Below are 22,952 nucleotides of genomic sequence, written 5' to 3' on the forward strand. Positions count from 1 at the left end.
ATCAGATTGGCAGCTTGCGGAAGACGCTGCGCGGGATGTGTCGCAACACCATCATCACGTACCGGAATGCTGCTGGCGCCCAAACCAATTCCTTACCTTTTGCGGCGGCGGTCACGGCGAGGTTGGCGACGTACTCCTTGTCCACGGTCAGCGGCGCTTCCTTGACGTGCGCGCTCATCCGGGTACGAACCTGACCCGGGCGGATGACCAGGACGCGAACACCATACTCGCGCAACGCTTCTCCGAGCCCCAGATAGAAGCCGTCCAGCCCCGCCTTGGTGGAGCCGTAGACGAAGTTGGATCGCCGCACCCGCTCCCCGGCGGCCGAGCTCATCGCGATGATCTGGCCGAAGCCCTGGGCGCGCATCTTCTCGCCGAGCAGTACACCCACCGAAACGGCGGCGGTGTAATTGATTTCGGCGGCCAAGACGGCCTTGCGCTGGTCCTGCCACAACTCTTCGGCGTCGCCGAGGATCCCGAAGGCGACAACCGCCACGTCGACATCACCGTGGGCGAAGGCCGCCTCGATCGTCTTCGGATGACTGTCGGCGTCGGTGGCTTCGAAGTCGATCAGCTCCACCGACCGCGCACCCGCCGCCTTCATCTGGGCGACGGCGGCATCGCGGCCCGGGTCATCGGGCATGGCGGCCAGCACGATGCGGGCATGCGCGTTCTGCAGGTAGCGCTCACAGATGGCCAGCCCGATCTCGGAGGTCCCGCCGAGCAGCAGGATGGTCTGCGGATTTCCCACGGCATCTAAAACCATTGGCGCACCATTTACAACAGCTCCAAACGTCGGGCCATGTCCGAGGCGAACACCCCGGCGGGATCCACCTTGCGGCGCACCGCGATCCACTCGTCGATGCGGGGGTACATGGCGTGGAAGGTCTCGGCGCTCGCGCGGGAATCCTTGGCCGTGTACACTCGGCCGCCGAATTCCAGTACGCGCCGGTCGAGTTCGTTGAGGAACTCGTTGATTCCCGGCTTGTTGGGGAAGTCCATCGCGACGTTCCAGCCGGCCATCGGGAAACTCAGCGGTGCGCGGTTGCCCGGCCCGAACAGTTTGAACACGTTCAGTGCCGAGTAGTGGCCGCGGGTCTGGATCCAGCGGATGATGGCCTTGAACTCGTCCATCGCGTCCGGCGGGACGAGGAACTGGTGTTGCGCGAAACCCATTGGGCCGTAAGCGTTGTTCCAACCACTGACCAGGTCGAGCATGTGGTAGAACTGCGACAGGTTCATGATCTTGCCGGTGTAGTTGCCGCCCAGCCGGTAGTACACCTCGCCGATCGCCATGAAGGACAGCTTGTTCATCGCGCTGACCGGAAAAACGTTCGGCACCGTCAACAGTTGTGGCGCATCGAATTTCAGCGGATTCCTGGCAAGCTTCTTGGGCAGTTGGTCCAGCTTCGCCAGACTGCCGCGGCTGACGGCGGCGCGGCCGAGCTTGGGGGGCGGACTGATCAGGTCGAACCAGGCACTGGAGTAGGTGTAGTTGGCTTCGCTGCCGTCGAGGTGCACGGCGACCGTTTCGTCGAGGTCCTTGGTGGCCACCCCGTCGGCGACGAAATAGGCCGTCTCGGTGGGCGTCATCTCGATGGTCGCGCGCAGGACGATCCCGGTCAGGCCGTTGCCACCCACGGTGACCCAGAACAGCTCGGCGTCGTCACCGTCGGGGGTGAGGGTGCGGACGCTGCCGTCGGCCATGAGCAGGTCCATCGAGCGCACGTGGTTGCCGAAGCTGCCCGCGCTGTGATGGTTCTTGCCGTGGATGTCGCAGGCGATCGCGCCGCCTACGGTGACCTGGCGCGTGCCCGGCAGCACCGGAACCCACAGCCCGAACGGGAGCGCCGCCTTCATCAGCTGGTCCAGGCTGACGCCCGCGTCGACGTCGACCAGCCGGGTGTCGGCGCTGATCGAGTGGATCCGGTTGAGGCCCGTCATGTCGATCACCAGGCCGCCGCCGTTTTGGGCGTTGTCACCGTAGGACCGGCCCAGCCCGCGCGCGATGACGCCCCGGCCGTTGGGTCCGCCCGATTCGGCCACCCGGGCGACGGCCTTGGCGACCACCTCGGGGTCCCGGGTCGAAAGCACCTCGGCCACCGACGGCGCGGTGCGGCCAAAGCCCGTCAGCCGGGTGGCGGTGGTCAAAACATCGGTGCTCAACATCGTCACAGAGGGTACCGCTTGCGAACGTCGGCTCAGCGAATGCGGAAGATTACCGCCCGCTGCACGACGAAGTTGATCACCGTCGCCGTGCCCTGCGCGATCACGAACGCGACGGGTATCGCCCACCCGCGGTAGTGCAAAAGCGCCAGGCACAGATGGTTGAGCCCGACCTGCACGGCGAAGGTGATGCCGTACAGAACCATGACCGCGACGAACCGCGCGGTGCTCGGGGCGGCCCGGAACGTCCACCGGCGGTTGATCAGATAGGCGGTGATGGTGCCGACGACGAAGCTGCTGGCCTTGGCCAGGTCAACCTGGACGCCGACGGCTTTGTACAGCGCCAGGTACAGGCCGAAGTCCACGATCCCCGCCAGGCCGCCGGTGACGACGAACCGCGTCATCTGGGTCGTCAGACTCAACTGCGGGCTCGGCGGCGCAGCGTCGGGCAGCGGGGCAACCATTGGGGGGAGTTTAACGGGAACGCCGCGGCATCCCGGGACCCGGCGGAGAGGCGTTAACGGGGCAGCTTGACCGATATCAGCTCGACCTGATCCTCGCCCTGCGGGGTCGAGTAGGTCACCGTGTCGCCCGCCTTGTGTCCGGCCAGGGCCTGGGCCAGGGGGCTGCGCGCCGTCAACGTTTCACCTTCCCGGCCGACCGGCGTCTCTTCGACGATGGAGATCACGTGCATGGTGACCACTTCACCGTCGGAGAACCGCAGGGTCACCTCGGTGCCCCCCGGCAGCGTTTCCGATGCATCGGGCCGCGACGGCCCGGTCCGCATGCGCCGATCCAGCTCGTTGATCCGATCGCTGAGCCCAACCAGCTCCTCGGCGCGCTGAATCGCCTCGGCCGCGTCGCCGTGATCGCCCACCATGCCGCGGTCGTTCCTGACCTCGACCTCCAGGCGGTCCCGCCGCTGCCGTAGCCGCTCCAGCTCGGCGGCCAGGTTCGCCCGCGCCGCATCCGCTGCTGATTGGACCTTTTTGCTCACGTCGGTGGACCTTTCGCCCAGTTGCTCAAGTGGCGTTCCAGTGTCGCACCACGACGAGGCGGCCGCCACCATTATCGGGTATGCGGCGGGTCCCACTCAGCGGCTGGTCGAGCCGGATTCGGAGTTAGTGGCGAGCGGCGGTGCGCCGTCCTCGTCGTCGTAGTAGTCGACGGTGCCGCGCAGGGCGTCGAAGATCGCCCTGCCCTGCGCGACCAGGCCGCTGGCCACCTCGGTCAGCCCTTCGGCGCCGTTGAGCACGGTCACGTTGGCGTTGGCGAGCCCCCGGGCCGCCTTCTCCACGATCTCGGGCAGCTGGTCGATGAGCGCCTTGTCGAGCGCCACCCGGTTGTGCGACGCCGCCGCCTCCGCCTGGATCTTCATCTTCTCCGCGTCGGCGACGGCCAGGATCCGGACGCGTTCGGCCTCGGCCTCGGCGGGCTTGACCACCTCGGCGACCAGCTCCTGCTGGCGCAGCTCGGCGGCGCGCTGGGCCAGCTCGGTGCGCATCTGCAGCACCTCGCGCTGGGCCTCGGCCTCGGCCAACGGGCCCGCCTGGGCCGCCTCCGCCTGCGCCTTGTCGACCTCGGCCTTGTACTGCGCCTTGACGATCGCGGTCTCGCGGGCGAATTCCGCCTGCTTGCGCTGCGACTCCTGCTCGGCTTCGGCGGCCAGCTGATTGGCCTGCGCCTGTGCGATCTGGGCCTGCTGCTGGATGGCCGCGTTGTGCGGCGCCGACATCGCGTTGATGTAGCCGAGCCCGTCGTCGTCGATGGACTGGATCTGCAGCGCGTCGACGGTGAGCCCGATCCGGGCCATCTCCTCCTTGGAGCCGTCGAGGACCTCGGTCGCCAGTTTCTGGCGTTCCCGGATGATCTGCTCGACGGTCATCGAGCCGATGATCGAGCGCAGGTGACCGGCGAAGATGCGCCCGGTCAGCACGGACATCTGGTCCTGTTCGGACAGGAAGCGTTGTCCGGCGCTGATGATGCTCTCGGCGTCGTTGCCGACCTTGAAGGCGATCACCGCCCGGACATTGAGCGTGATGCCCTGTTGGGTCACGCATTTCTCGGAGACCTCGGCCTCACACATCGCCAGCGTGAGGAAGCGGGCCTTGCGGAAGAACGGCATGATGAACGCGCCGTGGCCGGTCACGACGCGGAAGGGGGCGTTGCTCTTGCTTCGGCCGCCCGAGACGAGCATCGCCTCGTCGGGGGCGGGCACCTTGTAACCGAGCATGGGGTCTCCTTTTTCGGGTTTCGCTGTTGTATCTCGGGCGATCCGCGCGGTCAATTCGGATCAGGCGAGGCCCTGCCAGGGTTCGACGACCACCGTCCGGGCTCCCCTGACGTCGACCACCAGCACCTCGGCGCCCTTGGGCAGGGGGTCGTCGGACCACGCCAGGAAGGCCTCCTTGGCGCCCCGCACGGTGACCAGCACCTCGCCGGCGCCACGGTCCCCGCGGGTTGCCACGGTCAACGTCCCAACACAGCCGATTGCCGCGGCGTCGCTCACGAACGCATACTCTCGCATCGGCAATGCGGGCGTCGTGTTTCGTCTAAACGGGGCCCGCCGTGAGGGTGACGACGTTGTTACGGTTCTCCCGGGCCTTTATCCGGGACACCCAGACCCGGCCGCCGGTCGCCAGCCCGACGATGTCTTCGACCGTTTCGAACGTCCAGGCGGCCGTGCCCGCCATCCCGGTGTCGTCCATGATCCGTAGATCGATGACGCCGCGGTCGGCCAGCAGCTCGAACAGATCGCGCTGCGGGTCGTCGACCGCGATCAGCGTGGTGTGGTCGAACTGGTCGCGCAGTGCCGTCCTGACCTCGTCGAGGGTGCCCTCGCCGATCACCGCGTCGGTGCCGGGTTCGGTTTCGGCGCAGGCGAACTCGATGTCGAAGGCCCGCTCGTAGCCGTGCAGGAAGAAGCGTTTGCCTTGATTGGCCCATGAGCGATGGCAGCAGGGCAGGTTGTCGAACAACCTGCGCAGGTGGAACCTGGCCGTGCGGCCCAGTGGCGCGTCGGCGCGGTGCATCGTGGCCACGCGGTCGCCGTCGACGAAGATGGTGTTGCGCATGGGTCCCAGCCTCCGGGGCACGCCTTGCGGAATCCTCAAAGAATTCTTGGAGCCGTCCCCGATGGTGGCCGGTGCCTATCGTGGTAGCTATGTGCGTCGGTCGTAGGCAGTGGGCGCCACTGATGGCGGCTCTGCTGTTTGTTGCCGCGCTGTTCTCCGCGGCCCCGGCGTCGGCGGACCCACCCGACGACGCCTTCTTGGCGGCCCTTGCGGATAACGGGATCGTGCTGAACGACCCGGGCACCGCGATCGCGATGGCGCGGAGCGTGTGCGCCGGACTCGACAAGAACCAACGATCGAGCGTCCTGGCGATGAAGGTGATGAAAGAGGCCAACCTGTCGGCGCGACAAGCCGGGTTCTTCGTCGGCGCTTCCGTGTCCGCCTATTGCCCGCAATACAAAGGGCAGACCGACGGTTCGTTGGACTGGCTGAATCCGCTGCCCCCGCTGATGTGAGCTACATCGATTGCCCGGCTCCTCACGCCGCGTGCGCGGCGCATCGTCGCAGGGCTAAACCCAGTACGGCACCCGGGCGCGGTACTGCCGCATCGCGAACGCCGCCAGCACCCAGCCGACGACCGTCAGCACCCCCACCACGGCCCAGTGCCGCAGCTCCTGGTGGGCGCCCAGCAGCGGCGCGCGAACGATGTCGAGGTAGTGCAGCAGCGGATTGAGCTCGACGATCTTCGACCAGTGCCCCGCGCCCTGCTGCCGCAACGTGTCGTCGTTCCAGATGATCGGCGTCATGAAGAACAGCAACTGCACGACGGAGAACAGCAGCGGGCCGATGTCGCGGTAGCGGGTCGCCAGGATGCCGAAACACAGTGACACCCAAATGCAATTGAGGACGATCAGACCCAGCGCCGGGATCACCGACAGATCCGCCCACGACCACGCCTTGGGATAGATGACCGCGATGACGGCGTAGATGACGATGTTGTGCGCGAACAAGATCATCTGCCGCCACACCAGCCGATAGACGTGCACCGACAGCGGCGTCGGTAGCTGCTTGATCAGTCCCTCGTTGGCGACGAAGACGTCGGCACCCTCGAGGATGGCCGCGTTGATGAGGTTCCAGATGATCAGCCCGAGCGTGACGTACGGCAGGTGCACGGAGAGCTCGAGGTGAAACAGCTTGGAGTACAGGCCACCCATGGCGACGGCGGTGGTGCCGGTCGCGATGGTGATCCAGAACGGCCCCAGCACCGAGCGGCGGTAGCGCTGCTTGATGTCCTGCCAGCCCAGGTGCAGCCACAACTCGTGCCGACGGAAGCCCGCGACCAGATCGCCCCGGGCGCGGGTGAAGGTCCGCGACTGGGCGGCGGCGTCGATGAATGTCAAGTGGAGCCTCCCGGTTTGCCGAACTGCTCCCGACGCCCCAAGCGGCGCAACCGAATCCACTCGGCCAGCCCCTTGGGGTCGCGGCGGGTGATCAGGAAGTACCAGCCGAACCGGACCCACTCCTGGACCAGCAGCTTGCGCAGGCCAGGCTGTGACAGCAGGTAGCCGCGGTTGCGGTAGGTGTAGAACCGCTTCGTCGGATTGTCGGGGTACTGGGTGTGCATGCGGCCGCCCAGGATCGGGCGGAACTCGTCGGATCCGCAGGGATGCAAGTAGATCGCGTCCAGGCAGGTGCCGAATGGCAGGCCGGACCGAACCAGCCTGCGGTGCAACTCCACCTCGTCGCCGCGGATGAACAGCCGCATGTCCGGGACGCCGACTGCATCCAGGGTGGCCGCCCGGAACAGCGCGCCGTTGAACAGCGACGCGATCCCGGGCAACAGGTCTTGTCCCGCTTCGGTGCGCAATTCGTCAGCGCGCCTGCGCCATACCAGGCCACGGCGCAACGGGAACGCCAGCCGTTCCGGGTCGTCGGAGTTGCACACCATCGGCGATACTTCGGCCAGGCCATGCTTCTCGGCGCAGGCCAGGAGCGTGGCCAGCACCCGGGAGTCTTGCGGGCGACCGTCGTCGTCGGCCAGCCATACCCAGTCGGCGCCCTGCGCCAGCGCGTGCAGCATGCCGAGCGCGAAACCACCCGCACCGCCGAGGTTTCGGCGGGAGGGCAGGTAGGTCGTCGAGATCGGTTGGGCGGCAACCAATTCGCGGATGCGGGCATCCGCGCCACCGTCGTTGTCGACGACGATCAGCTGATCTGGCGGCCGGGTCTGCGCGCTGAGCGCGTCCAGCGACTTGGCGAGTTCGTCGGCGCGCCGGTGCGTGACCACCACGGCGATGATGGATTCACTCATCCCCGGATGCGCTCTGCGCCAGCGGTTCGTCGGTACGGCCCTGCGGCCGGGTCTCCTCCAGTACTTCGCGCACGTGGCGGGCCGCGTCCTCGCCCTCGTAGGCGCGCACCACGTCTTCGATGTCGCCGGCCTGGCGGATGACTCCGTGGTCGATCCACATCGCGGTCTTGCACAACCGGGCCAGGAACTCGTTGGAATGGCTGGCGAACACCAGGATTCCGGACCGCTCCACCAAGCCCTGCAGCCGCGACTGCGCCTTCTTCAGGAAGTCGGCGTCCACCGCGCCGATGCCCTCGTCGAGCAGCAGTATCTCCGGGTCGATGCTGGTGACGACGCCCATCGCGAGCCGTACCCGCATGCCGGTGGAGTAGGTGCGCAGCGGCATCGACAGGTAGTCACCCAGCTCGGTGAACTCGGCGATCTCGTCCACCTTGGCCAGCATCTGCTTGCGGGTCTGCCCGAGGAACAGCCCGCGGATGATGATGTTCTCGTAACCGGAGATCTCCGGGTCCATGCCGACGCCCAGATCGAAGACCGGTGCGACCCGGCCGGTGACCTTCGCCCAGCCCCTGGTGGGTTCGTAGATGCCCGAAAGCAGGCGCAGCAGAGTGGATTTCCCGGCCCCGTTGTGACCGACCAGGCCGACCCGATCGCCCAACTCAAGCGACATGGTGATGTCGCGCAACGCCTCGACGACCACCACGTTGGAGCTGTTGCGGCCGATCGTGCCGCCCGCCTTGCCCAGGAAGGCTTTCTTCAGGGAGCGCGACTTCGCGTCGAAAATGGGAAATTCCACCCACGCGTTGTGCGTCTCGATGTGAGGACCCGCCACGTGCTTCGCTTACAGGTACTGACCGTGCCCGGACGCGCCCGGCTTGCCGACGCCGGGGGGCAGCGCGCCCTGGCGCATGTTCTCCAGCTGGGCGCGGGCCGCCATCTGCTGGGCGAACAGCGCCGTCTGGATGCCGTGGAACAGCCCTTCCAGCCAGCCGACCAACTGGGCCTGGGCGATGCGCAACTCCGCGTCGGAGGGCGCCGCGTCCTCGTTGAACGGCAGGGTGAGGCGGTCGAGCTCTTCGCGGAGTTCCGGCGCCAGGCCCTCTTCCAGTTCGCGGATGCTCGTCGCGTGGATCTCGCGCAGTCGGTTGCGGCTGGCCTCGTCGAGCGGCGCGGCGCGCACCTCCTCGAGCAGTTGCTTGATCATCGTCCCGATGCGCATCACCTTGGCGGGCTGCTCAACCAGATCGGTCAGGGAGCGCTCGTCGGAGTCGTCCTCCGATACCGCCGTCATCCGCGGGTCGCCGCCGCCGATGATCTCGATGCCATCGTCGTCGTTGCGGGTAGTCAATCCATCACCATCCTTTTGCGCACTAAGAGTGCGGCGCCGCGCCGTTTCCGCGCCATTCGTAGATTCGGGCTCCACCATTGTCGTAGATCAGCGCCCACGACTTCGATTTATCCAGTGAGACTAGTCCGTCGGGCACGGCGAAGCCCCGGACCGTCGGTGTGCTGGTGTAGATGTACCGGATATTGAGCGCTTTGATCGCCTCGACCACCCGCGGATCGGACTCTCCCTTGCGGGCGCCGGCCCAGAAGATGTATCGGTTGGGTCCGGGGCCCATTTGCTGGGGGTAGTCGTAGTGGGTCCACAGCGGGTGCAGGTCGGCGACCGCGTACATCCACGCGGTGCCGTCGGTGTTGGCGTTGCCGATCACGGTGGTGTGCGCGCCCGGAAGCGTGGACAGGTAGGCCATCGCCATCAGGTCGCGTTGGTCGATCATCACCGAGTCGTACTTGTCGCCGAACAGGACCAGGTGTCGATAGAAATAGTGGCGGGCGGTGAATACCGTCGTCGCCAGCAGCAGGACGGCCGTGGCCGCGGTCCAGACCGGCGCGGGTAGCGGTTTGGACCGGTCGGCGACCCGCTTGGCCCCGGCGACCACTCCCGCGACGATCACGAACAATGCGACGCCGGCCATCGGTTGCAGCAGCAGAGTGATGGCCGCCGAGATCCGACGCGGGTCCTTGTAGAAGAACTCTCCGAACGCGCCGGCTACCGCGCCGAGCGGGCCGCCCAGCGGTGTGCCCGCGTCGACGTCCACCACCACCAACAGCAGCCAGACCGCCAGCGGCCACCAGATCCTCTTGTAAGCGAAGATGATCCCGCCGAGGATCGCCAGCGACATGAGCCCGTACTGGTACGGGAAGTCGTTGAGATGACGCGAGTGCTGGAAGACGGCGTCGAACAGGCCCCGCTTCTTGCTGAGGTGGGTCAGGAACGAGTGCCCGGCGATGATGTCTTCCTGCTGCCGCACGCTGATGAACTGTGGCAACAGGATCAGCCCGGTGGCCGCCGTCACGCCCGCGAGCGTCACGACATCGGCGACCCGGCCGCGCACCGGACGCCACAGCACGTCCAGCAGCCACCAGGCCACCACGAACAGCACGACGATGAATCCGCCGGTCAGGTGGACAGACATCACCCCCACGAAGGCCAGCACCGCCACCGGGATGCGGTCGCGGTGCCGCAGCGTCGAGGCGATCAGCACGAACGTCGGTACCACGACCCCGTAGGCGGCCAGATTGGGCATCGCGGCGACGCCGAACTCGACGTAGGGAAGGGCGGTGAACGACGCCGACAGCGCGGCGGTGGTCGCGGCCGCGGCGGCGGTGCGCCATTCACACCAGCTGCCGCGCAGCAGCCGCCAGGCCAGCATCGCCGCGCTGGTCGGGAACAGCCACACCGACGCCGCCACCGAGCTCAGCGTGTAGCCGGTGGTGGGCGCCGCCCCGGTGAGTTGGCAGAACACCGCCACCCACGCGTGGAACACCGACGGGTAGTACAGCGTCTGGTGCGTTTCGACGTTGCGTAACTCGCCCATGTGCGTCGACGACGCCTGCCCGGTGTCGAGGATGAACCGCACCTCGTTGGCGTGCCAGACCGCGTCCCAGGTGCTGGGGATGGTCTGCCAATGGGCGGCCAAACCGCGGTGCGCCGCCCACATGATCAGCAGCGACCCGAGCAGCACCCCGGCCGCCACCGTCACCGCCGGCCAGCGGCCGATCCCGCGGGCTTCGGCCTCGGTGTCGCGGTAGCGGCCGACCAGCAGCTGCAGGACCGTCATCACCAGACACACCGCGACCAGCGTCGCCAGCGCGGTCCAGCCGTTCCACGGGATTCCAACCGCACCGAACGGGATGATCGCCAGCGCGATCGCGCCGTAGGTCAGCGCCGGGCCCACGGCGACAGCGACAGGCCAACTCAGCTGACTGATTCGCGCGATGATCGCCCCGGGCGCTATCAGCAAAAACAATGCGATCAGCGTTCCGAACCAGAGGCCCACTGGACTAGTATGGCTGGCCGGGTGTCCCGCCTCTCCGAAGCCACCGGCCGGCTGGAACGGCTTGAGCGTTCGGGCACCCGCTACGTCACAGTTTCGCGGAAATGCGCAAGCTCTAAGGTGGCTGGCATGGCATACGACGTCGCCCGGGTGCGCGGACTGCATCCGTCGCTGGGTGACGGGTGGGTGCACTTCGACGCGCCGGCCGGGATGCTCATCCCCGATTCCGTCGCGACCACCGTTTCGACCGCCTTCCGAAGGTCTAGCGCCACGACGGCGGGCGCTCACCCGTCGGCGCAGCGCAGCGCCGCCATCCTGGAGGCGGCGCGGGCGGCGGTGGCCGACCTGTTCAACGTCGACCCGGCGGGCGTGGTGCTCGGGGCCGACCGCGCCATCCTGTTGTCGGCGCTGGCCGAGGCGTCCTCGTCGCGCGCCGGGCTGGGCTACGAGGTGGTCGTCAGCCGCCTCGACGACGAGGCCAACATCGCCCCCTGGCTGCGGGCGGCGCACCGCTACGGCGCCAAGGTGAAGTGGGCCGAGATCGACATCGAGACCGGCGAGCTGCCGACCTGGCAGTGGGAGGGTCTGATCGGGAAGTCGACCAGGCTGGTGGCCGTCGCGTCCGCGTCCGGGACGCTGGGCACGGTCACCGACCTGCGAGCCATGACCAAGCTGGTGCACGACGTGGGCGGGCTGGTCGTGGTGGACCATTCCGCGGCGGCGCCGTACCGGTTGCTCGACGTGAAGGAGAGCGACGCCGACGTGGTGGCGGTGAACGCCCTGGCGTGGGGCGGCCCACCGATCGGCGCGGTGGTGTTCCGCGATCCGGCGCTGCTCAATTCGTTCAGCTCCATCTCGACGGACCCCAAGGCGACCGGCGCGGCGCGCCTGGAAATCGGCGCGCACCAGTTCGGTCTGCTCGCCGGTGTGGTCGCCAGCATCGAGTACCTGGCCGCACTCGACGAGTCCGCACGCGGCAGCCGCCGCGAACGCCTGTCGGTGTCGATGCAATCGGCCAGCCTCTACATGAACCGGATCTTCGATTACCTCATGGTGTCGTTGCGGTCGTTGCCGTTGGTCATGGTGATCGGCCGCCCGGAGGTGCGGATCCCCGTGGTCAGCTTCGCCCTGAACGGCGTGCCCGCCGAGCGGGTGGTGCAGCGGCTGGCCGACAACGGGATCCTGGCCGTCACGTGTGAGAACTCCCGCGCGCTCGACGTGTTGGGCGTCAACGACATCGGCGGCGCCGTCACCATCGGGTTGGCGCATTATTCGACGACGGCCGAGGTGGACCAGTTGGTCCGCGCGCTGGCGTCGCTGGGCTGAGGCTTTTCGTCGCCGCTAGATCGTCAGCACGATCTTCCCGGTCACCTTGCTTGCCGTGAGCTGTTGATGTGCCTCCCCGGCCTGCTGGATGGGCATGCGGGCGCCGATGATCGGCCGGACGCGCCCCTCGGCGATCATCGGCCACACGGAGCCGATCACCGCCTGCACGATCTCCGTCTTGCTGTTCGGGCCGGTCACCGGTCGGGCGCGCAGCGTGGTGCCGATGACCCGCGCGCGCTTGCCGAGCAGCTTGGCGATGTTGAGCTCGCCCTTGATGCCGCCCTGCATGCCGATGATGACCAGCTGCCCGTCCGTCGCCAGGGCGTCGACATTGCGGTCCAGGTAGGCGGCGCCCATGATGTCCAGGATCACGTCGGCGCCGCCGCTTTGCTGGAGCCGCTCGACGAAGTCCTCGTCGCGGTAGTTGATGGTGATCTCGGCGCCCAGCTCGCGGCAGAATTCCAGCTTCTCCGCCGACCCGGCCGTGACGGCCACCCGGGCGCCCAGCGCCCGCGCAACCTGGATCGCGTGGCTGCCGATCCCGCTGGCGCCGCCGTGCACCAGCAGTAGCTGCCCCGTGCCGAGGTGGGCGGTCAGCACCAGGTTGGACCACACCGTGCAGGCGACTTCCGGCAGCCCGGCCGCGTCGACGAGGTCGACACGGGCGGGAATCGGCATCACCTGACCGGCGGGAACGGCGACGTACTCGGCGTATCCGCCGCCGGCCAGCAGCGCGCAAACCTGTTGTCCCACCGGCCAATCCGCGACGTCCTCGCCGGTTTCGGCGACGACGCCCGACACCTCCATGCCGATGATGTCGCTGGCGCCCGGCGGCGGTGGGTATTTGCCGGCGGCCTGCAGCAGGTCGGCGCGGTTCACGCCGGCCGCGGTGACCTTGATCAGCACCTCGCCGGGCCCGGCGGAAACGTCCGGGACGTCTTGCCAGGACAGCTGATCGGGGGATTCGGCGACGATGGCGCGCATGGTGGCCACGCTACCGACCCCCGCTACCCTTACTCGTGGTGGCGTGGCAGAGCGGCCTAATGCACTCGCCTTGAAAGCGAGAGACGGCTAACACCGTCCGGGGGTTCAAATCCCTCCGCCACCGCAGGTCTCAGCCCGCCACCACGCCGCGCCCACTGCGGCCGATCGGCGGGCGCAAATGCTGTACGGCACGGCCGATTCCCTCGGCCACCGCCGCCGAGGCGCCCTGCCGTTCCCGGGTCTTCCCTCAGCGCCCGCCATTTGAGGTCGAGCTGAGCTTCGGCGTCGTGGGTGTCGTGCGAGTAGTCGAAGTAGACCGACGCGAATGGCGCGGGGGCCTCTAGCAGCTTGCGGAAGCGTTCAGAGTCCATGTCTTTGGGTGCTCGACGAGGCGGGCCGCAAACGCTAGTAGCTGCGATCGCCTTCGCTGCTGTCGAAGAAGCGCCATTCGCCGTCGGCTTCGACTTCCATGCGCCAGCCCAGTTCGTTGCCTTCGACCGCCTCATCGGCGAACCACGCGTGCGCCTTATCGGCGCTTTCGATGTCCTTCGTCGCGACGACGTCGCCCTTCGGGTTGAGCACTCGGTAGGTAGCCATGGCGGCAGTGTTCCCACCGGCGGGCGCCCTCAACCGGTGGGGATCTCGGCGGTGATCGTGTCCATCAGGGCGGTGTAGCGCTTGGCTTCCGGGTCGCGCCCGGGCTTGCCGCTGCTGACTACGCCGGCCGCCAGGCCGCGCGCCGGGTCGGCCCAGATCGCGATGTTGACCAGGCCGAGATTGCCGAACGCGTGCGGCGAGTTGAGCCCGAACGGCCCCCACCGGTTCGTTCCGAGAATGAAGCCGGTGCCCCACCGGGCCGGTTGCAGCCCTACCGCGAAATCCGGTCGCAATCGCCGGCATTCCTTGATCGCGCCGTACATCGTCTCCGGGCTCATCACCCGCACGCCGTCGAGATTTCCACCGCGACGCCAGATTTCGGCGAACCGCGACATCTCGTGTGCGGTAGACACCGTGTTGGACGACGGGATGATGGTCGTGAGAAACATGGGGGTGTTGGTGATCGGGATCATCTCGTGCACGGTCCCGCCGATCGCCTTGCGGAAGATCTGCGCGACGACCGGCGGCAACGGGCGGCCGGTCGCGTGGCTCGGCGCGACCAAGGGCAGGTCCTCCTCGGCGACACCGAAGTTGGTCCAGCGGAAGCCGAGCGGGTCGAGGATCTCCGTGGCGAGGATCTCGCGAATCTCCTTGCCGGTGGCCGCGTAAACGATCTCGCGCACGAGTGGGCCCCAGGTCAGCGCGTGGTAGATGTGCACCAGCCCCGGCCGGTAGAGGGGGCGCAGCTCGCCCAGCTTTTGCTGCGCGTACTCGTGGTCGTCCGCGCGTTTGACGTCCGGCTTGGGTCCGGTCGGGAAGGGAAGTCCGGCGCTGTGGGTCATGACGTGCCGGATGGTGATCCGATGCTTGCCGTGACTGGTGAAGGTGGGGATGTAGTCGCAGACGCGGTCGTCGAGTGAGAAGACGCCACGCTCGACGAGCATGTGCACCACGGTCGCCGCCATTCCCTTGGCCGCCGAGTAGACGCAGAACGGCGTGTCCGGAGTGACGGCGATCTTCTCGGCGTCGGGCGGGTCGCTCGGCGCGTTGCCCCACCCGTGGCCGATCGCGCGGTTGAGCACGACGCGCCCGTGCCGGCGGATGCACAGCTGGATGGCGGGGTGGAAGCCGCCCTGGTACCAGTGCCGGGCCGCCCCCCAGATCCGCTCGACGGCGGCGCTGTCGATTTCCGAGTGGTCTTCGTCGCCGATCGTCGTCACGGCGTCCAGGTCGGCCGGGACGCGGATTCTGCCGTCTGGTGTCACCTCAGCGAGGGTACGTGGCGCCGGATTACTCCCCGGTGAACCGCGGCGGGCGCTTCTCGAATGTCGCCGCGATGCCCTCGGTCAGGTCCTTGGAGGGCAGGAAGGCGGCGTTCCAGGCGGCGACGTAGCGCAGGCTCTCCGACACCGCGGCGATGCGCTGCTGGTCGAGGACGTCCTTGATGCCGTGCACGGCCAGCGGCGGGTTGGCGGCGATCTCGGCCGCGGTGGCGTGTGCGGCGGCCAGCGTGGCGTCGGCGTCGTCGTACACGTTGTTGACCAGGCCGATCTTCTCGGCCCGGGCTGCGTCGATGTCCTTGCCGGTTAGCGCGAGTTCGCGCAGGTGCCCGTCGTTCAGGATGTACGGCAGGCGGGCCAGGCTGCCGACGTCGGCGACGATGGCGAGCTTGACCTCGCGCACCGAGAACTTGGCGTCGGCGCTGGCGTAGCGGATGTCGACCGCGGAGATGAGGTCGACGCCGCCGCCGATGCACCAGCCGTGCACCGCGGCGATGGTCGGGGTCCGGCAGTCCGCGACGGCGGTGATGGCGCCCTGCATGCGTTTGACCTCGCGGTGGAACACCGCGCGCGGGCCGGCCAGCGCGTCACCGGACAGCAGCGGGGTGAACGAACCGCCCATCGCGGGCACGTCCAGGCCATAGCTGAAGTTCTTGCCCGACCCGGTCAGCACGATCGCGCGCACCTCGGGGTCGGCGTCCAGCGCCGCGAACAGCTCCGGCATCTCCGACCAGAAGGCCGGTCCCATCGCATTGCCCTTGCCCGGCCCGATCAGCGTCACCTGGGCGACGTGGTCTTTCGTCTCGACGGTGACCGATTCGTATGCTTGCGCCATATCGAGACCGTAGCGTGGCGAATATGGCTCCCGACTTGCGACCCGGACCGCATTCACCGCCCACCGACGAACTGCACAGCGCCGAGGACACGCTCGGGGTATTGCAGCGGGTGCTGCACACCATCGCGGCCGACGACCTGTCGCAGCAGACGCCGTGTGCGGAGTTCGACGTCGCGCAGCTGACCGATCACCTGATGAACTCGATCACGGCTCTGGGCGGCATGGTCGGCGCGGAGATCCCGGAGCGCGACCAAAGCGATTCGGTGGAACGCCAGGTGGTCGCCGCCGCTCGGCCCGCGCTGGACGCCTGGCACCGCCACGGCCTGGACGGGTCCGTGCCGTTCGGCAAGGGCGAGATGCCCGCCAAGAGTGCGTGCGCCGTCCTGTCGATCGAATTCCTGGTCCACGCTTGGGATTACGCCGCCGCCGTGGGACACGAGATCGACGCGCCCGAACCGCTGTCCGAGTATGTGTTGGGGCTGGCCCGCAAGGTCATCAGGCCGGAGCTGCGGGGCGGTGCCGGGTTTGACGATCCGGTGGACGTGCCCGAGGACGCCGGAGCGCTCGAGCAATTGGTCGCGTTCACCGGCCGCAACCTGGCCCGCTGACGCTCGCCCTTTTGTTGAGTGTGACGCCAGGGCGGCCGCGCCCGGCGTGAACGCACACTCAAAGCCGTGAGTTCAAACTGGTCGCGAGTGTGCGTCCAGCCGCACACGGGTCGCCGAATGTGCGGCCAGCCGCACACCCGAAGGCTTAGCCGCTAGACCCGTTCGAGGTAGAAGTAGTAGTACCGGCCGTTGTCCCGGACGCCCTTGCCGTTCATGATGCCCATCACGGCGTCGTCGTCGATCTTCTTGAAATGGTCGTGCACGGGCTGGCCGTCGTAGACCATCGTCGCGGTGACCTCCCCGCGGAACTCTTCGAGCCAGAGGCTGGCCTCGCCCTTGCCCATCTCCTTGTTCGAGAACTTGTTGCCGTCGGCGTCGAGGCAGACCAGCGGCTGCACGTCGCGGGCGGACTGGAAGGTCTTGCCGAACCAGCCCGCCTTCTCCAGCTGACCGTTCATCCTGTGGCCGGTGCGGAACTCGCCGCCCTTCCACTCGCCGAGCATCCCCTCGATCGTCGCGGGTTCGAGGCTGGCCCAGAAGTCGTCGAGTTCGCTGTCGGGAATGTCGCCGCCGCGTTCCTTGAACTCGGTGAACAGTTTGCGCGCCAAGTCCAACGGACCACTCCTTACGTTTCGGTGCGGGAAATCCACTCGCGGGCGAAGTGCAACAGAGCGTCATTCTCCTCCACCGCACCGATGGTGATGCGCACGCCCTCGCCGGCGAACGGTCGCACGATCAGCCGCGCGTCGGCGGCCTGCTCGGTGAAGTCCGCCGTACGGGCACCCAGCGGCAGCCAGACGAAGTTGGCCTGCGAGGGGGGCAGGGCGAACCCGGCGTCGCGTAACCCGGCGCTGACCCGGGTGCGCTCGGCCACCAGAGCATCGGTGCGGGCCGCCAGCTCGTGGGATGCCTCCAGCGACGCGATGGCGGCCGCCTGGGCGACGTTCGTCACGGCGAACGGCATGACCACCTTGTCCAGCGCGGTGATCAGGTCGGGGTGGCCGATCGCATAACCGACGCGCAAGCCCGCCAGGCCGTACGCCTTTGAAAAGGTCCGCAGCACAACGACGTTGCTGCGGGATAGCGCGAGCTCCAAGCTGTTGGGCAGCATGCCATCGCGGATGTATTCGACGTAGGCCTCGTCGATGGCGATCAGGATGTGCGGCGGCACGGCCTCGATGAATCGGGCCAGGGCGTCCGGATCGACCACCGTGGACGTCGGATTGTTCGGGTTGCAGACGAAGATCAGCCGGGTGCGGTCGGTGATCGCGGCGAGCATGGCGTCGAGGTCGTGCGTGTGGTCGGCCAGCGGCACTTTGACCGCGGTCGCGCCGGAAACCTGGACGATGGGCAGGTAGCACTCGAAGCTGCGCCAGCCCATCATCACCTCGTCGCCGGCGGATGCGGTGATCTGCACGAGCTGCTGGCACAAGGTGACCGAACCGCTGCCGACCGCGATGTGCTCCGGTGCGACGTTGGAGCCAAGGTGCATCGCCAACGCCGCCTTGAGGTCCACGCTGGCGTTGTCCGGATAGCGGTTCACGACGGCGACGGCGCGCTCGATCGCCGCCCGCACGCTGGGCAGCGGACCGTACACGGTCTCGTTGCTGGCCAGCTTGATCGAGCCCGGCACGTTCTTGCCGGGCACATAGACTGGCAATCCGGCCAGTTCGGGACGCAGGCGAGCGGTCACTTCGACAGTTTATGTCGCGGATGTGTACGCTATGGCCGGTTCCGCGAGACCGGAAAGGGGTCGGGTACCCTCAAACAGTCCAAGGGAGGCGTGCCAGAGCGGCCGAATGGGGCTCACTGCTAATGAGTTGTCCCCCTCAAAGGGGACCGGAGGTTCAAATCCTCTCGCCTCCGCTGGGTCTTTTCAAGGAACACGACGCAAGACAACTGAACACGGGCGCCCGTAGCTCAACGGATAGAGCATCTGACTACGGATCAGAAGGTTAGGGGTTCGAATCCCTTCGGGCGCGCTGTTGAAATCGTGGCCCAGCGTGTTAGCTGGGGACCTCTTCCGACCGGTCGCATTCGGGGCATCTGCTTAAGTCGACCTGTGACCTCCTATATGCGCTTCCTCCGCGACACCGTCGCGGTGCGGCTCTTCGTTGCCTTGATGGCCGGAACGGCGGTGGCAGTCGTCATCGCCGGGTCAGTCGGTTGGAGGTTCGCTCTGCTCGGCTGGGTTGTCGCCGCGGGGCTGTATGTCGCGTGGAGCTGGCTGATCATCGGCCCGATGGATGCAGAACGCACCGCCCGGCATGCGACACGTGAAGACGCCACCCGGTTGCTCGCCGACGTGGTCATCGTCTCAGCGAGCGTGGGCAGCCTCGGCGGGGTGGGATACGTCGTAGCAGCGGGCGCACATTCGGGCGGCGAAGCCGTCGCAGCCGCGGGCGTCGGCATTCTGGCCGTGGTGGCGTCCTGGTTTGCCGTGCATACGCTTTTCACCGCGCACTATGCACGCCTCTACTACTCCGACGAGGTCGGAGGCATCGATTTCCACGACCCACATCCGCCGCGTTACCTGGACTTCGCCTATGTGGCGTTCACCGTCGGTATGACCTTTCAGGTCTCCGACACGGAGATCAACGCCTCGCGGCTGCGCGCAACCGTTTTACGCCATGCGCTGCTGTCGTACCTTTTTGGCGCGGTAATCCTGGCGGTCACCATCAACATGGTCGCCGGGTTGAGCGCCAAACTATGACGGCCCCTGGTCGCTAGCGTCCGCCGAACGGGCCCCCGAACGGTCCGCGACGGGGCGGCACGGTCACGGTTTGCGTGACGGTGCTGGTGTCGGTGCTCGGCGAGACCGTAACGGTGCTCGGCGGTTCCGTTGTGGTGGGGGTGTCGGAGCTCGGTGGCGGGGCCGTCTCGGTGACGGTCTCGGTCGGGACGCCGCCGCCACCGCCGCCCCCACCGTGGTGCCGCGGCGCCTCCGTGGTCGTGGTGGTGGTCACCGTTGTGGTCGGCGCGGTGGTCGTAGTCGTCGCTGCCGGGCTGTGAGTGGGGGAGCCGGTCGCCAGCTTGACCACCGCGTACGCCACGAGCGCAAGCACGATCACCCCTACCGCGCCGGCCGCGACCAGCGCCGCCGGGCGGCGGTACCACGGAGTCGGCGGCTCGGGCTGGGGCGCCGGCTCGTCGTAATACCCGCCATACCCTGCGGCCTGGGTGGGATCGGAGTAGTAGTCGGGTTCCTCGGGGTAAGGCGGCACGAAGGGAGATGTTAGTGGATCAGGACGCGTTCTTGATGAGGCCAAGCGCGCGCTCGAACAGTTGCACCGTGGCCGCGTGCAGCTGGTCGCCGACCTCCTTTTCGGCCTTGCCCGCGCAGGCGCGGGCAAGCGTCCCCTCGATTACGATGCCCAGCTTGAAGCAGGCCAGCACCGTGTACCAGGTGATATGCGACAAGTCGCGGGTGGTGTTGGCCGCATAGCGCTTCAACAGTTCGTCGGTGCCGGCCAGACCGTCCTGACCGCCCAGGGCGTGGCTGAACACGCTGGAACCGTCGGCCTGGCGCCACGTGGCCAGCAGCCAGCCCAGGTCCAGCAGTGGGTCGCCGATCGTGCACATCTCCCAGTCGACGATGGCAACCACGTCCGGCCCGGTCCGGGAGAACATCACGTTGGCGGCGTGGTAGTCGCCGTGCATGATGCCGGGCGTCCACGTCGCGGGCCGACGGTGCTCCAGCCAGGCCGACACTTCCTCGATGCCCGGGATGTCCGGTCCCGGGTAGCCGTCGTAGGCGCTGTACGAGTCCAGCTCCGAGAGCCAGCGCGGCACCTGGCGTTCGAGGAAGCCTTCCGGCTTGCCGAAGTCGGCGAGCCCCGCCGCGACGTGGTCGACGGCGCCGAGCTTGGCCAACGCATCGGCCATCGAGAGGCCCATGCCGTGCCGCACGCCGGCATCGCCCGCATGCAGCGGCGGCAGTCCCTCGCCGGCGTTGAACCCGTCGATCGGATCCATCAGGTAGAAAACGGCGTCACCCAGGACGGCGGGGTCTTCGCAGACGGCAATCAGGTGCGGGCGAGGTACGTCGGAATCGGCCAGGGCGGCAAGGACTTTCGTTTCCCGCAGGATGACGCTGTTGCTGCGCGGGCGCAGGTGCCGCGGCCCGCGCCGCAGCACATAAGGGCGGCCGGCCCGGCTGAACCGCAGCATGACGTTCTGGGTGCCGCCGGTGACGGGGGAGACGTCCTCTAACGGGCCTTCGCCGAGTCCCTGCTCGGACATCCACGCCGCGACGGCGTCCAGGTTCACGGCGTCCACGTGCGGCCCTTGCCGATCGGGGCAACCACTTCCGTCATGCCAGCGCTCCTCTGCAACCCTGTGGGCCGTCTGGGAAAAAGCGTAGGCCACCGCCGGGAAGCGGCCCCGGGCGGCGGAGGCTGGAACAATAGTGTGCGGAACTAACTGACTCGCGCGTGAAGGGGACTGGCGATGCCGCGTACCGACAACGATTCCTGGGACATCACCCAAAGCGTGGGAGCCACCGCACTGGGTGTCGCGGCGGCGCGGGCCGCCGAGACCGAGAGCCCCGCCCCGCTCATCAGCGACCCGTTTGCGCGCGTGTTCGTCGACGCGGCCGGCGAAGGCATGTGGAGCATCTACGCCGACCCCGCACTCCTGGCCAAGGCGGTGGAGCTGGAGCCCGAGGTGGGCACGCGCATCCAGCTGATGATCGACTTCATGGCCACGCGGACAGCGTTTTTCGACGAGTTCTTCCTAAACGCGGCCGACTCCGGCGTCCGGCAAGTGGTGATTTTGGCCGCCGGGTTGGACGCGCGCACCTGGCGCCTGCCATGGCCCGACGGCACGGTCGTCTACGAGCTGGATCAGCCCAAGGTGCTGGACTTCAAATCCAACACGCTGCGCGAGCACGGCGCCCAGCCGAAGGCACGACTGGTGAACGTGCCGATCGATCTCCGGCAGGATTGGCCGAAAGCCTTGCAGGAGGCTGGATTTGACGCGACCAAGCCCGCAGCCTGGTCGGCCGAGGGTCTGGTCCGTTACCTGCCCGCGCAGGCCCAGGACCTGTTGTTCGAGCGCATCCATTCGTTCAGCGCGGACGGCAGCTGGCTGGCTTCGAACGTGCCGGGCGCGGGCTTCACCGATCCGGAGCTCGTCCGGCGCCAGCGCGAGGACATGCAGCGCATGCGGGCCGCGGCCGCCAAGCTGGTCGACTCCGAGATCACCGACTACGACGACCTCTGGTATCCCGAAGAGCGCACCCCCGTCGACGGCTGGCTGCGGGACCGGGGGTGGGACGTCGCCACGGCGACGTTTTCGGAGTTGATGGCTCGTTACGGTCGCAACGTTGCGCAGGACGCGGAACACACGATGCCGCCCACGCTGTACGTGTCCGCGCGGCGGAGCGGGTAGGGCGTCAGCGCCGCTACCCTCGCGGTGTGGCCGATCGACCCGCGCGGCTAAGCGACGTACACGAGATCGCCGCGTCGATGCCGCACGTCCAGCGCCTCGAGGGTCCGAAGGGCAACGCCATCTATCAGGTGGGCGGTAAGTCGTTTGTGTTCTTTCGCACGCCGCAGCCCGACGCGACCGATCAGGACACCGGCGAGCGCTATGCCGACGTGATCATGTTCTGGGTGGAGTCGGAGAGCGACAAGCTGGCGCTCACCCAGGATCCCGATTCGCCGTTCTTCACCACCGACCACTTTGCCGGACATCCGTCGGTGCTTGTGCGGGCCGCCCGGCTGCCCGAAATCGGCAGGACGGAACTTACCGAGCTGATCCAGGACGCATGGCTTTCGCGGGCGTCGAAGAGGCGGGCCGCGGCGTGGCTCGCCGACCGCGCTTAGTCCCCCGGGCTTCGCTGGCACACTGCCGAATTCACCCGTCGCCAATGTTTAGACACAAGTCGAATGGGTAACTATCGTCCACGAGAAATTTTTCTCGAGCACATTGGAGGTCACCATGCGTGGCAGCGGAATCATCGGCACCATTGCCCTGGTATGGCTGCTCATCGGGGTGTTTGCGGCATGGCAACGCGATTACTTCAAAGGTGACTCAACCAGTTGTGTCACGGCGGGAAACATCGCGTTGACCGTCATCGCGGGCCCTTTGAATTACGGGGGCGTCAACCCGAAAGTCAAGGACTGCCATGTTCCGCAGCCCAGTTCAATGCCTGCTGTCCTAGTGCCCCTCATCTAAAGGAGTCCTCATGATCGTCCTAGGCGTAGTCCTACTTATTCTCGGGTTTGTATTCAGCGTCCCGTTGCTGTGGGAAATCGGCGTCGTCGTGCTCGTCATCGGCGCCGTCCTGTGGATTATGGGCTCCATCGGCCGCCCAGTCGCCGGCCGGCGCTACTGGTATTAGCCACTTCGCCGGGAAAACGGAATCGGGGGGGGGGGGGGGGGGGGGGGGGGGGGCGGGGGGAGGGGGGGGGGGGGGGGGGGGAGGGGGGGGGGGGCGGGCGGGGGCGGGGCGGGGGGGTAGGGGGGCGCGCCCCCACGCCGCGCG

The 22,952-nt window shown here is 67.6% G+C and carries 27 protein-coding genes, 3 tRNA genes and 2 pseudogenes; 11 read left to right on the plus strand and 21 right to left on the minus strand.

Annotated elements, in window-relative coordinates; genetic code table 11:
* Window position 1: 1 nt before the first annotated feature.
* The 7 genes from A5750_RS12195 to A5750_RS12225 all read right to left on the minus strand — a co-directional run bounded on the left by A5750_RS12195 (window position 2) and on the right by A5750_RS12225 (window position 5,240).
* Complete coding sequence (locus A5750_RS12195; RefSeq protein WP_067263092.1) at window positions 2-766, minus strand: decaprenylphospho-beta-D-erythro-pentofuranosid-2-ulose 2-reductase; 765 nt, start codon at window positions 764-766, stop codon at window positions 2-4.
* 11 nt (window positions 767-777) lie between these two features.
* On the minus strand, window positions 778-2,169 hold the full coding sequence (locus A5750_RS12200) for an FAD-binding oxidoreductase (protein ID WP_067263129.1): 1,392 nt from the start codon (window positions 2,167-2,169) through the stop codon (window positions 778-780).
* 32 nt (window positions 2,170-2,201) lie between these two features.
* On the minus strand, window positions 2,202-2,570 hold the full coding sequence (locus tag A5750_RS12205; RefSeq protein ID WP_156659544.1) for a GtrA family protein: 369 nt from the start codon (window positions 2,568-2,570) through the stop codon (window positions 2,202-2,204).
* Window positions 2,571-2,683: 113 nt separating this feature from the next.
* Window positions 2,684-3,163, minus strand: a complete 480-nt coding sequence (locus tag A5750_RS12210) for a GreA/GreB family elongation factor (protein ID WP_066953603.1) — start codon at window positions 3,161-3,163, stop codon at window positions 2,684-2,686.
* A gap of 96 nt (window positions 3,164-3,259) precedes the next feature.
* On the minus strand, window positions 3,260-4,399 hold the full coding sequence (locus A5750_RS12215) for a flotillin family protein (protein WP_066953409.1): 1,140 nt from the start codon (window positions 4,397-4,399) through the stop codon (window positions 3,260-3,262).
* Between the two features lie 60 nt (window positions 4,400-4,459).
* Complete coding sequence (locus A5750_RS12220) at window positions 4,460-4,675, minus strand: hypothetical protein (RefSeq protein ID WP_082948317.1); 216 nt, start codon at window positions 4,673-4,675, stop codon at window positions 4,460-4,462.
* A 43-nt stretch (window positions 4,676-4,718) separates the two neighbouring features.
* Window positions 4,719-5,240 carry a 6-carboxytetrahydropterin synthase gene (locus tag A5750_RS12225; RefSeq protein WP_066953405.1) on the minus strand — a complete coding sequence of 174 codons (522 nt, stop codon included), beginning with the start codon at window positions 5,238-5,240 and terminating at the stop codon, window positions 4,719-4,721.
* A gap of 122 nt (window positions 5,241-5,362) precedes the next feature.
* Between A5750_RS12225 and A5750_RS12230 the strand changes: the two genes are divergently transcribed.
* Window positions 5,363-5,695, plus strand: coding sequence for a DUF732 domain-containing protein (locus A5750_RS12230; RefSeq protein WP_231989180.1), 333 nt, complete (start codon window positions 5,363-5,365; stop codon window positions 5,693-5,695).
* 54 nt (window positions 5,696-5,749) lie between these two features.
* Here the strand turns inward: A5750_RS12230 and A5750_RS12235 are convergent, their stop codons facing one another.
* The 5 genes and pseudogenes from A5750_RS12235 to A5750_RS12255 all read right to left on the minus strand — a co-directional run bounded on the left by A5750_RS12235 (window position 5,750) and on the right by A5750_RS12255 (window position 10,835).
* Window positions 5,750-6,580, minus strand: a complete 831-nt coding sequence (locus A5750_RS12235; protein WP_066953401.1) for an ABC transporter permease — start codon at window positions 6,578-6,580, stop codon at window positions 5,750-5,752.
* Window positions 6,577-7,491 carry a glycosyltransferase gene (locus tag A5750_RS12240; RefSeq protein WP_066953399.1) on the minus strand — a complete coding sequence of 305 codons (915 nt, stop codon included), beginning with the start codon at window positions 7,489-7,491 and terminating at the stop codon, window positions 6,577-6,579. The genes A5750_RS12235 and A5750_RS12240 overlap by 4 nt, the downstream gene beginning before the upstream one ends.
* A complete protein-coding gene (locus tag A5750_RS12245; protein ID WP_066953397.1) occupies window positions 7,484-8,323 on the minus strand; it encodes an ABC transporter ATP-binding protein in 840 nt (279 codons plus the stop codon). Before A5750_RS12245 ends, A5750_RS12240 begins: the two co-directional genes overlap by 8 nt.
* Window positions 8,324-8,332: 9 nt before the next feature.
* A pseudogene (locus tag A5750_RS12250) lies at window positions 8,333-8,862 on the minus strand (bacterial proteasome activator family protein).
* Complete coding sequence (locus tag A5750_RS12255) at window positions 8,862-10,835, minus strand: DUF6541 family protein (protein ID WP_066953394.1); 1,974 nt, start codon at window positions 10,833-10,835, stop codon at window positions 8,862-8,864. The pseudogene A5750_RS12250 and the gene A5750_RS12255 overlap by 1 nt, the downstream one beginning before the upstream one ends.
* 126 nt (window positions 10,836-10,961) lie before the next feature.
* Here A5750_RS12255 and A5750_RS12260 point away from each other — a divergent pair, with 126 nt between their 5' ends.
* Window positions 10,962-12,158: a cysteine desulfurase-like protein gene (locus A5750_RS12260; RefSeq protein WP_066953392.1), complete on the plus strand. Its 1,197-nt coding sequence runs from the start codon at window positions 10,962-10,964 to the stop codon at window positions 12,156-12,158.
* 15 nt (window positions 12,159-12,173) lie between these two features.
* Here the strand turns inward: A5750_RS12260 and A5750_RS12265 are convergent, their stop codons facing one another.
* Window positions 12,174-13,142 carry an NAD(P)H-quinone oxidoreductase gene (locus A5750_RS12265; protein WP_066953602.1) on the minus strand — a complete coding sequence of 323 codons (969 nt, stop codon included), beginning with the start codon at window positions 13,140-13,142 and terminating at the stop codon, window positions 12,174-12,176.
* 37 nt (window positions 13,143-13,179) lie between these two features.
* Between A5750_RS12265 and A5750_RS12270 the strand changes: the two genes are divergently transcribed.
* Window positions 13,180-13,266 (plus strand) — tRNA-Ser (locus A5750_RS12270).
* A 12-nt stretch (window positions 13,267-13,278) separates the two neighbouring features.
* Here the strand turns inward: A5750_RS12270 and A5750_RS26600 are convergent.
* The 4 genes and pseudogenes from A5750_RS26600 to A5750_RS12285 all read right to left on the minus strand — a co-directional run.
* Window positions 13,279-13,513, minus strand: a pseudogene (locus tag A5750_RS26600) (hypothetical protein); the annotation flags it as partial.
* A 34-nt stretch (window positions 13,514-13,547) separates the two neighbouring features.
* Window positions 13,548-13,739, minus strand: a complete 192-nt coding sequence (locus tag A5750_RS12275) for a hypothetical protein (RefSeq protein WP_066953390.1) — start codon at window positions 13,737-13,739, stop codon at window positions 13,548-13,550.
* Between the two features lie 29 nt (window positions 13,740-13,768).
* Complete coding sequence (gene lipE / locus A5750_RS12280) at window positions 13,769-15,004, minus strand: lipase LipE (RefSeq protein WP_066953388.1); 1,236 nt, start codon at window positions 15,002-15,004, stop codon at window positions 13,769-13,771.
* A 25-nt stretch (window positions 15,005-15,029) separates the two neighbouring features.
* Window positions 15,030-15,854, minus strand: coding sequence for a crotonase/enoyl-CoA hydratase family protein (locus tag A5750_RS12285; RefSeq protein WP_066953386.1), 825 nt, complete (start codon window positions 15,852-15,854; stop codon window positions 15,030-15,032).
* 23 nt (window positions 15,855-15,877) lie between these two features.
* Between A5750_RS12285 and A5750_RS12290 the strand changes: the two genes are divergently transcribed.
* Window positions 15,878-16,462 (plus strand): TIGR03086 family metal-binding protein, encoded by a 585-nt coding sequence (locus A5750_RS12290; RefSeq protein ID WP_197505418.1) that lies wholly within the window; start codon window positions 15,878-15,880, stop codon window positions 16,460-16,462.
* Between the two features lie 152 nt (window positions 16,463-16,614).
* On the opposite strand, the gene A5750_RS12295 is transcribed toward A5750_RS12290, so the two are convergent.
* Both A5750_RS12295 and hisC read right to left on the minus strand, forming a co-directional pair.
* Window positions 16,615-17,076, minus strand: a complete 462-nt coding sequence (locus tag A5750_RS12295; RefSeq protein WP_066953381.1) for a DUF4334 domain-containing protein — start codon at window positions 17,074-17,076, stop codon at window positions 16,615-16,617.
* Between the two features lie 11 nt (window positions 17,077-17,087).
* A complete protein-coding gene (hisC, locus tag A5750_RS12300; RefSeq protein WP_066953379.1) occupies window positions 17,088-18,155 on the minus strand; it encodes a histidinol-phosphate transaminase in 1,068 nt (355 codons plus the stop codon).
* Between the two features lie 84 nt (window positions 18,156-18,239).
* Here hisC and A5750_RS12305 point away from each other — a divergent pair.
* From A5750_RS12305 to A5750_RS12315, 3 genes are all read left to right on the plus strand, one after another.
* Window positions 18,240-18,328, plus strand: a tRNA-Ser gene (locus tag A5750_RS12305).
* Between the two features lie 43 nt (window positions 18,329-18,371).
* Window positions 18,372-18,444: transfer RNA gene (locus tag A5750_RS12310), tRNA-Arg, on the plus strand.
* An 80-nt stretch (window positions 18,445-18,524) separates the two neighbouring features.
* Window positions 18,525-19,175, plus strand: coding sequence for a DUF1345 domain-containing protein (locus A5750_RS12315; protein WP_156664322.1), 651 nt, complete (start codon window positions 18,525-18,527; stop codon window positions 19,173-19,175).
* A 13-nt stretch (window positions 19,176-19,188) separates the two neighbouring features.
* Here the strand turns inward: A5750_RS12315 and A5750_RS12320 are convergent, their stop codons facing one another.
* Together A5750_RS12320 and A5750_RS12325 are read right to left on the minus strand one after the other, a co-directional pair.
* Window positions 19,189-19,686, minus strand: a complete 498-nt coding sequence (locus A5750_RS12320; protein ID WP_066953377.1) for a hypothetical protein — start codon at window positions 19,684-19,686, stop codon at window positions 19,189-19,191.
* A gap of 19 nt (window positions 19,687-19,705) precedes the next feature.
* On the minus strand, window positions 19,706-20,704 hold the full coding sequence (locus A5750_RS12325) for a phosphotransferase family protein (RefSeq protein WP_231989182.1): 999 nt from the start codon (window positions 20,702-20,704) through the stop codon (window positions 19,706-19,708).
* 207 nt (window positions 20,705-20,911) lie between these two features.
* Between A5750_RS12325 and A5750_RS12330 the strand changes: the two genes are divergently transcribed.
* The 4 genes from A5750_RS12330 (at window position 20,912) to A5750_RS26100 (ending at window position 22,808) form a co-directional block, all read left to right on the plus strand.
* On the plus strand, window positions 20,912-21,853 hold the full coding sequence (locus A5750_RS12330) for a class I SAM-dependent methyltransferase (protein ID WP_066953374.1): 942 nt from the start codon (window positions 20,912-20,914) through the stop codon (window positions 21,851-21,853).
* Between the two features lie 26 nt (window positions 21,854-21,879).
* Complete coding sequence (locus tag A5750_RS12335; protein WP_067263108.1) at window positions 21,880-22,290, plus strand: MmcQ/YjbR family DNA-binding protein; 411 nt, start codon at window positions 21,880-21,882, stop codon at window positions 22,288-22,290.
* A 103-nt stretch (window positions 22,291-22,393) separates the two neighbouring features.
* Window positions 22,394-22,642, plus strand: coding sequence for a hypothetical protein (locus A5750_RS12340; protein ID WP_066953370.1), 249 nt, complete (start codon window positions 22,394-22,396; stop codon window positions 22,640-22,642).
* Between the two features lie 10 nt (window positions 22,643-22,652).
* Window positions 22,653-22,808 carry a DUF6131 family protein gene (locus tag A5750_RS26100; protein WP_090419013.1) on the plus strand — a complete coding sequence of 52 codons (156 nt, stop codon included), beginning with the start codon at window positions 22,653-22,655 and terminating at the stop codon, window positions 22,806-22,808.
* Window positions 22,809-22,952: the final 144 nt, after the last annotated feature.

This window comes from Mycobacterium sp. 852002-51613_SCH5001154 (assembly GCF_001667425.1).
Taxonomy (GTDB): Bacteria; Actinomycetota; Actinomycetes; order Mycobacteriales; family Mycobacteriaceae; genus Mycobacterium.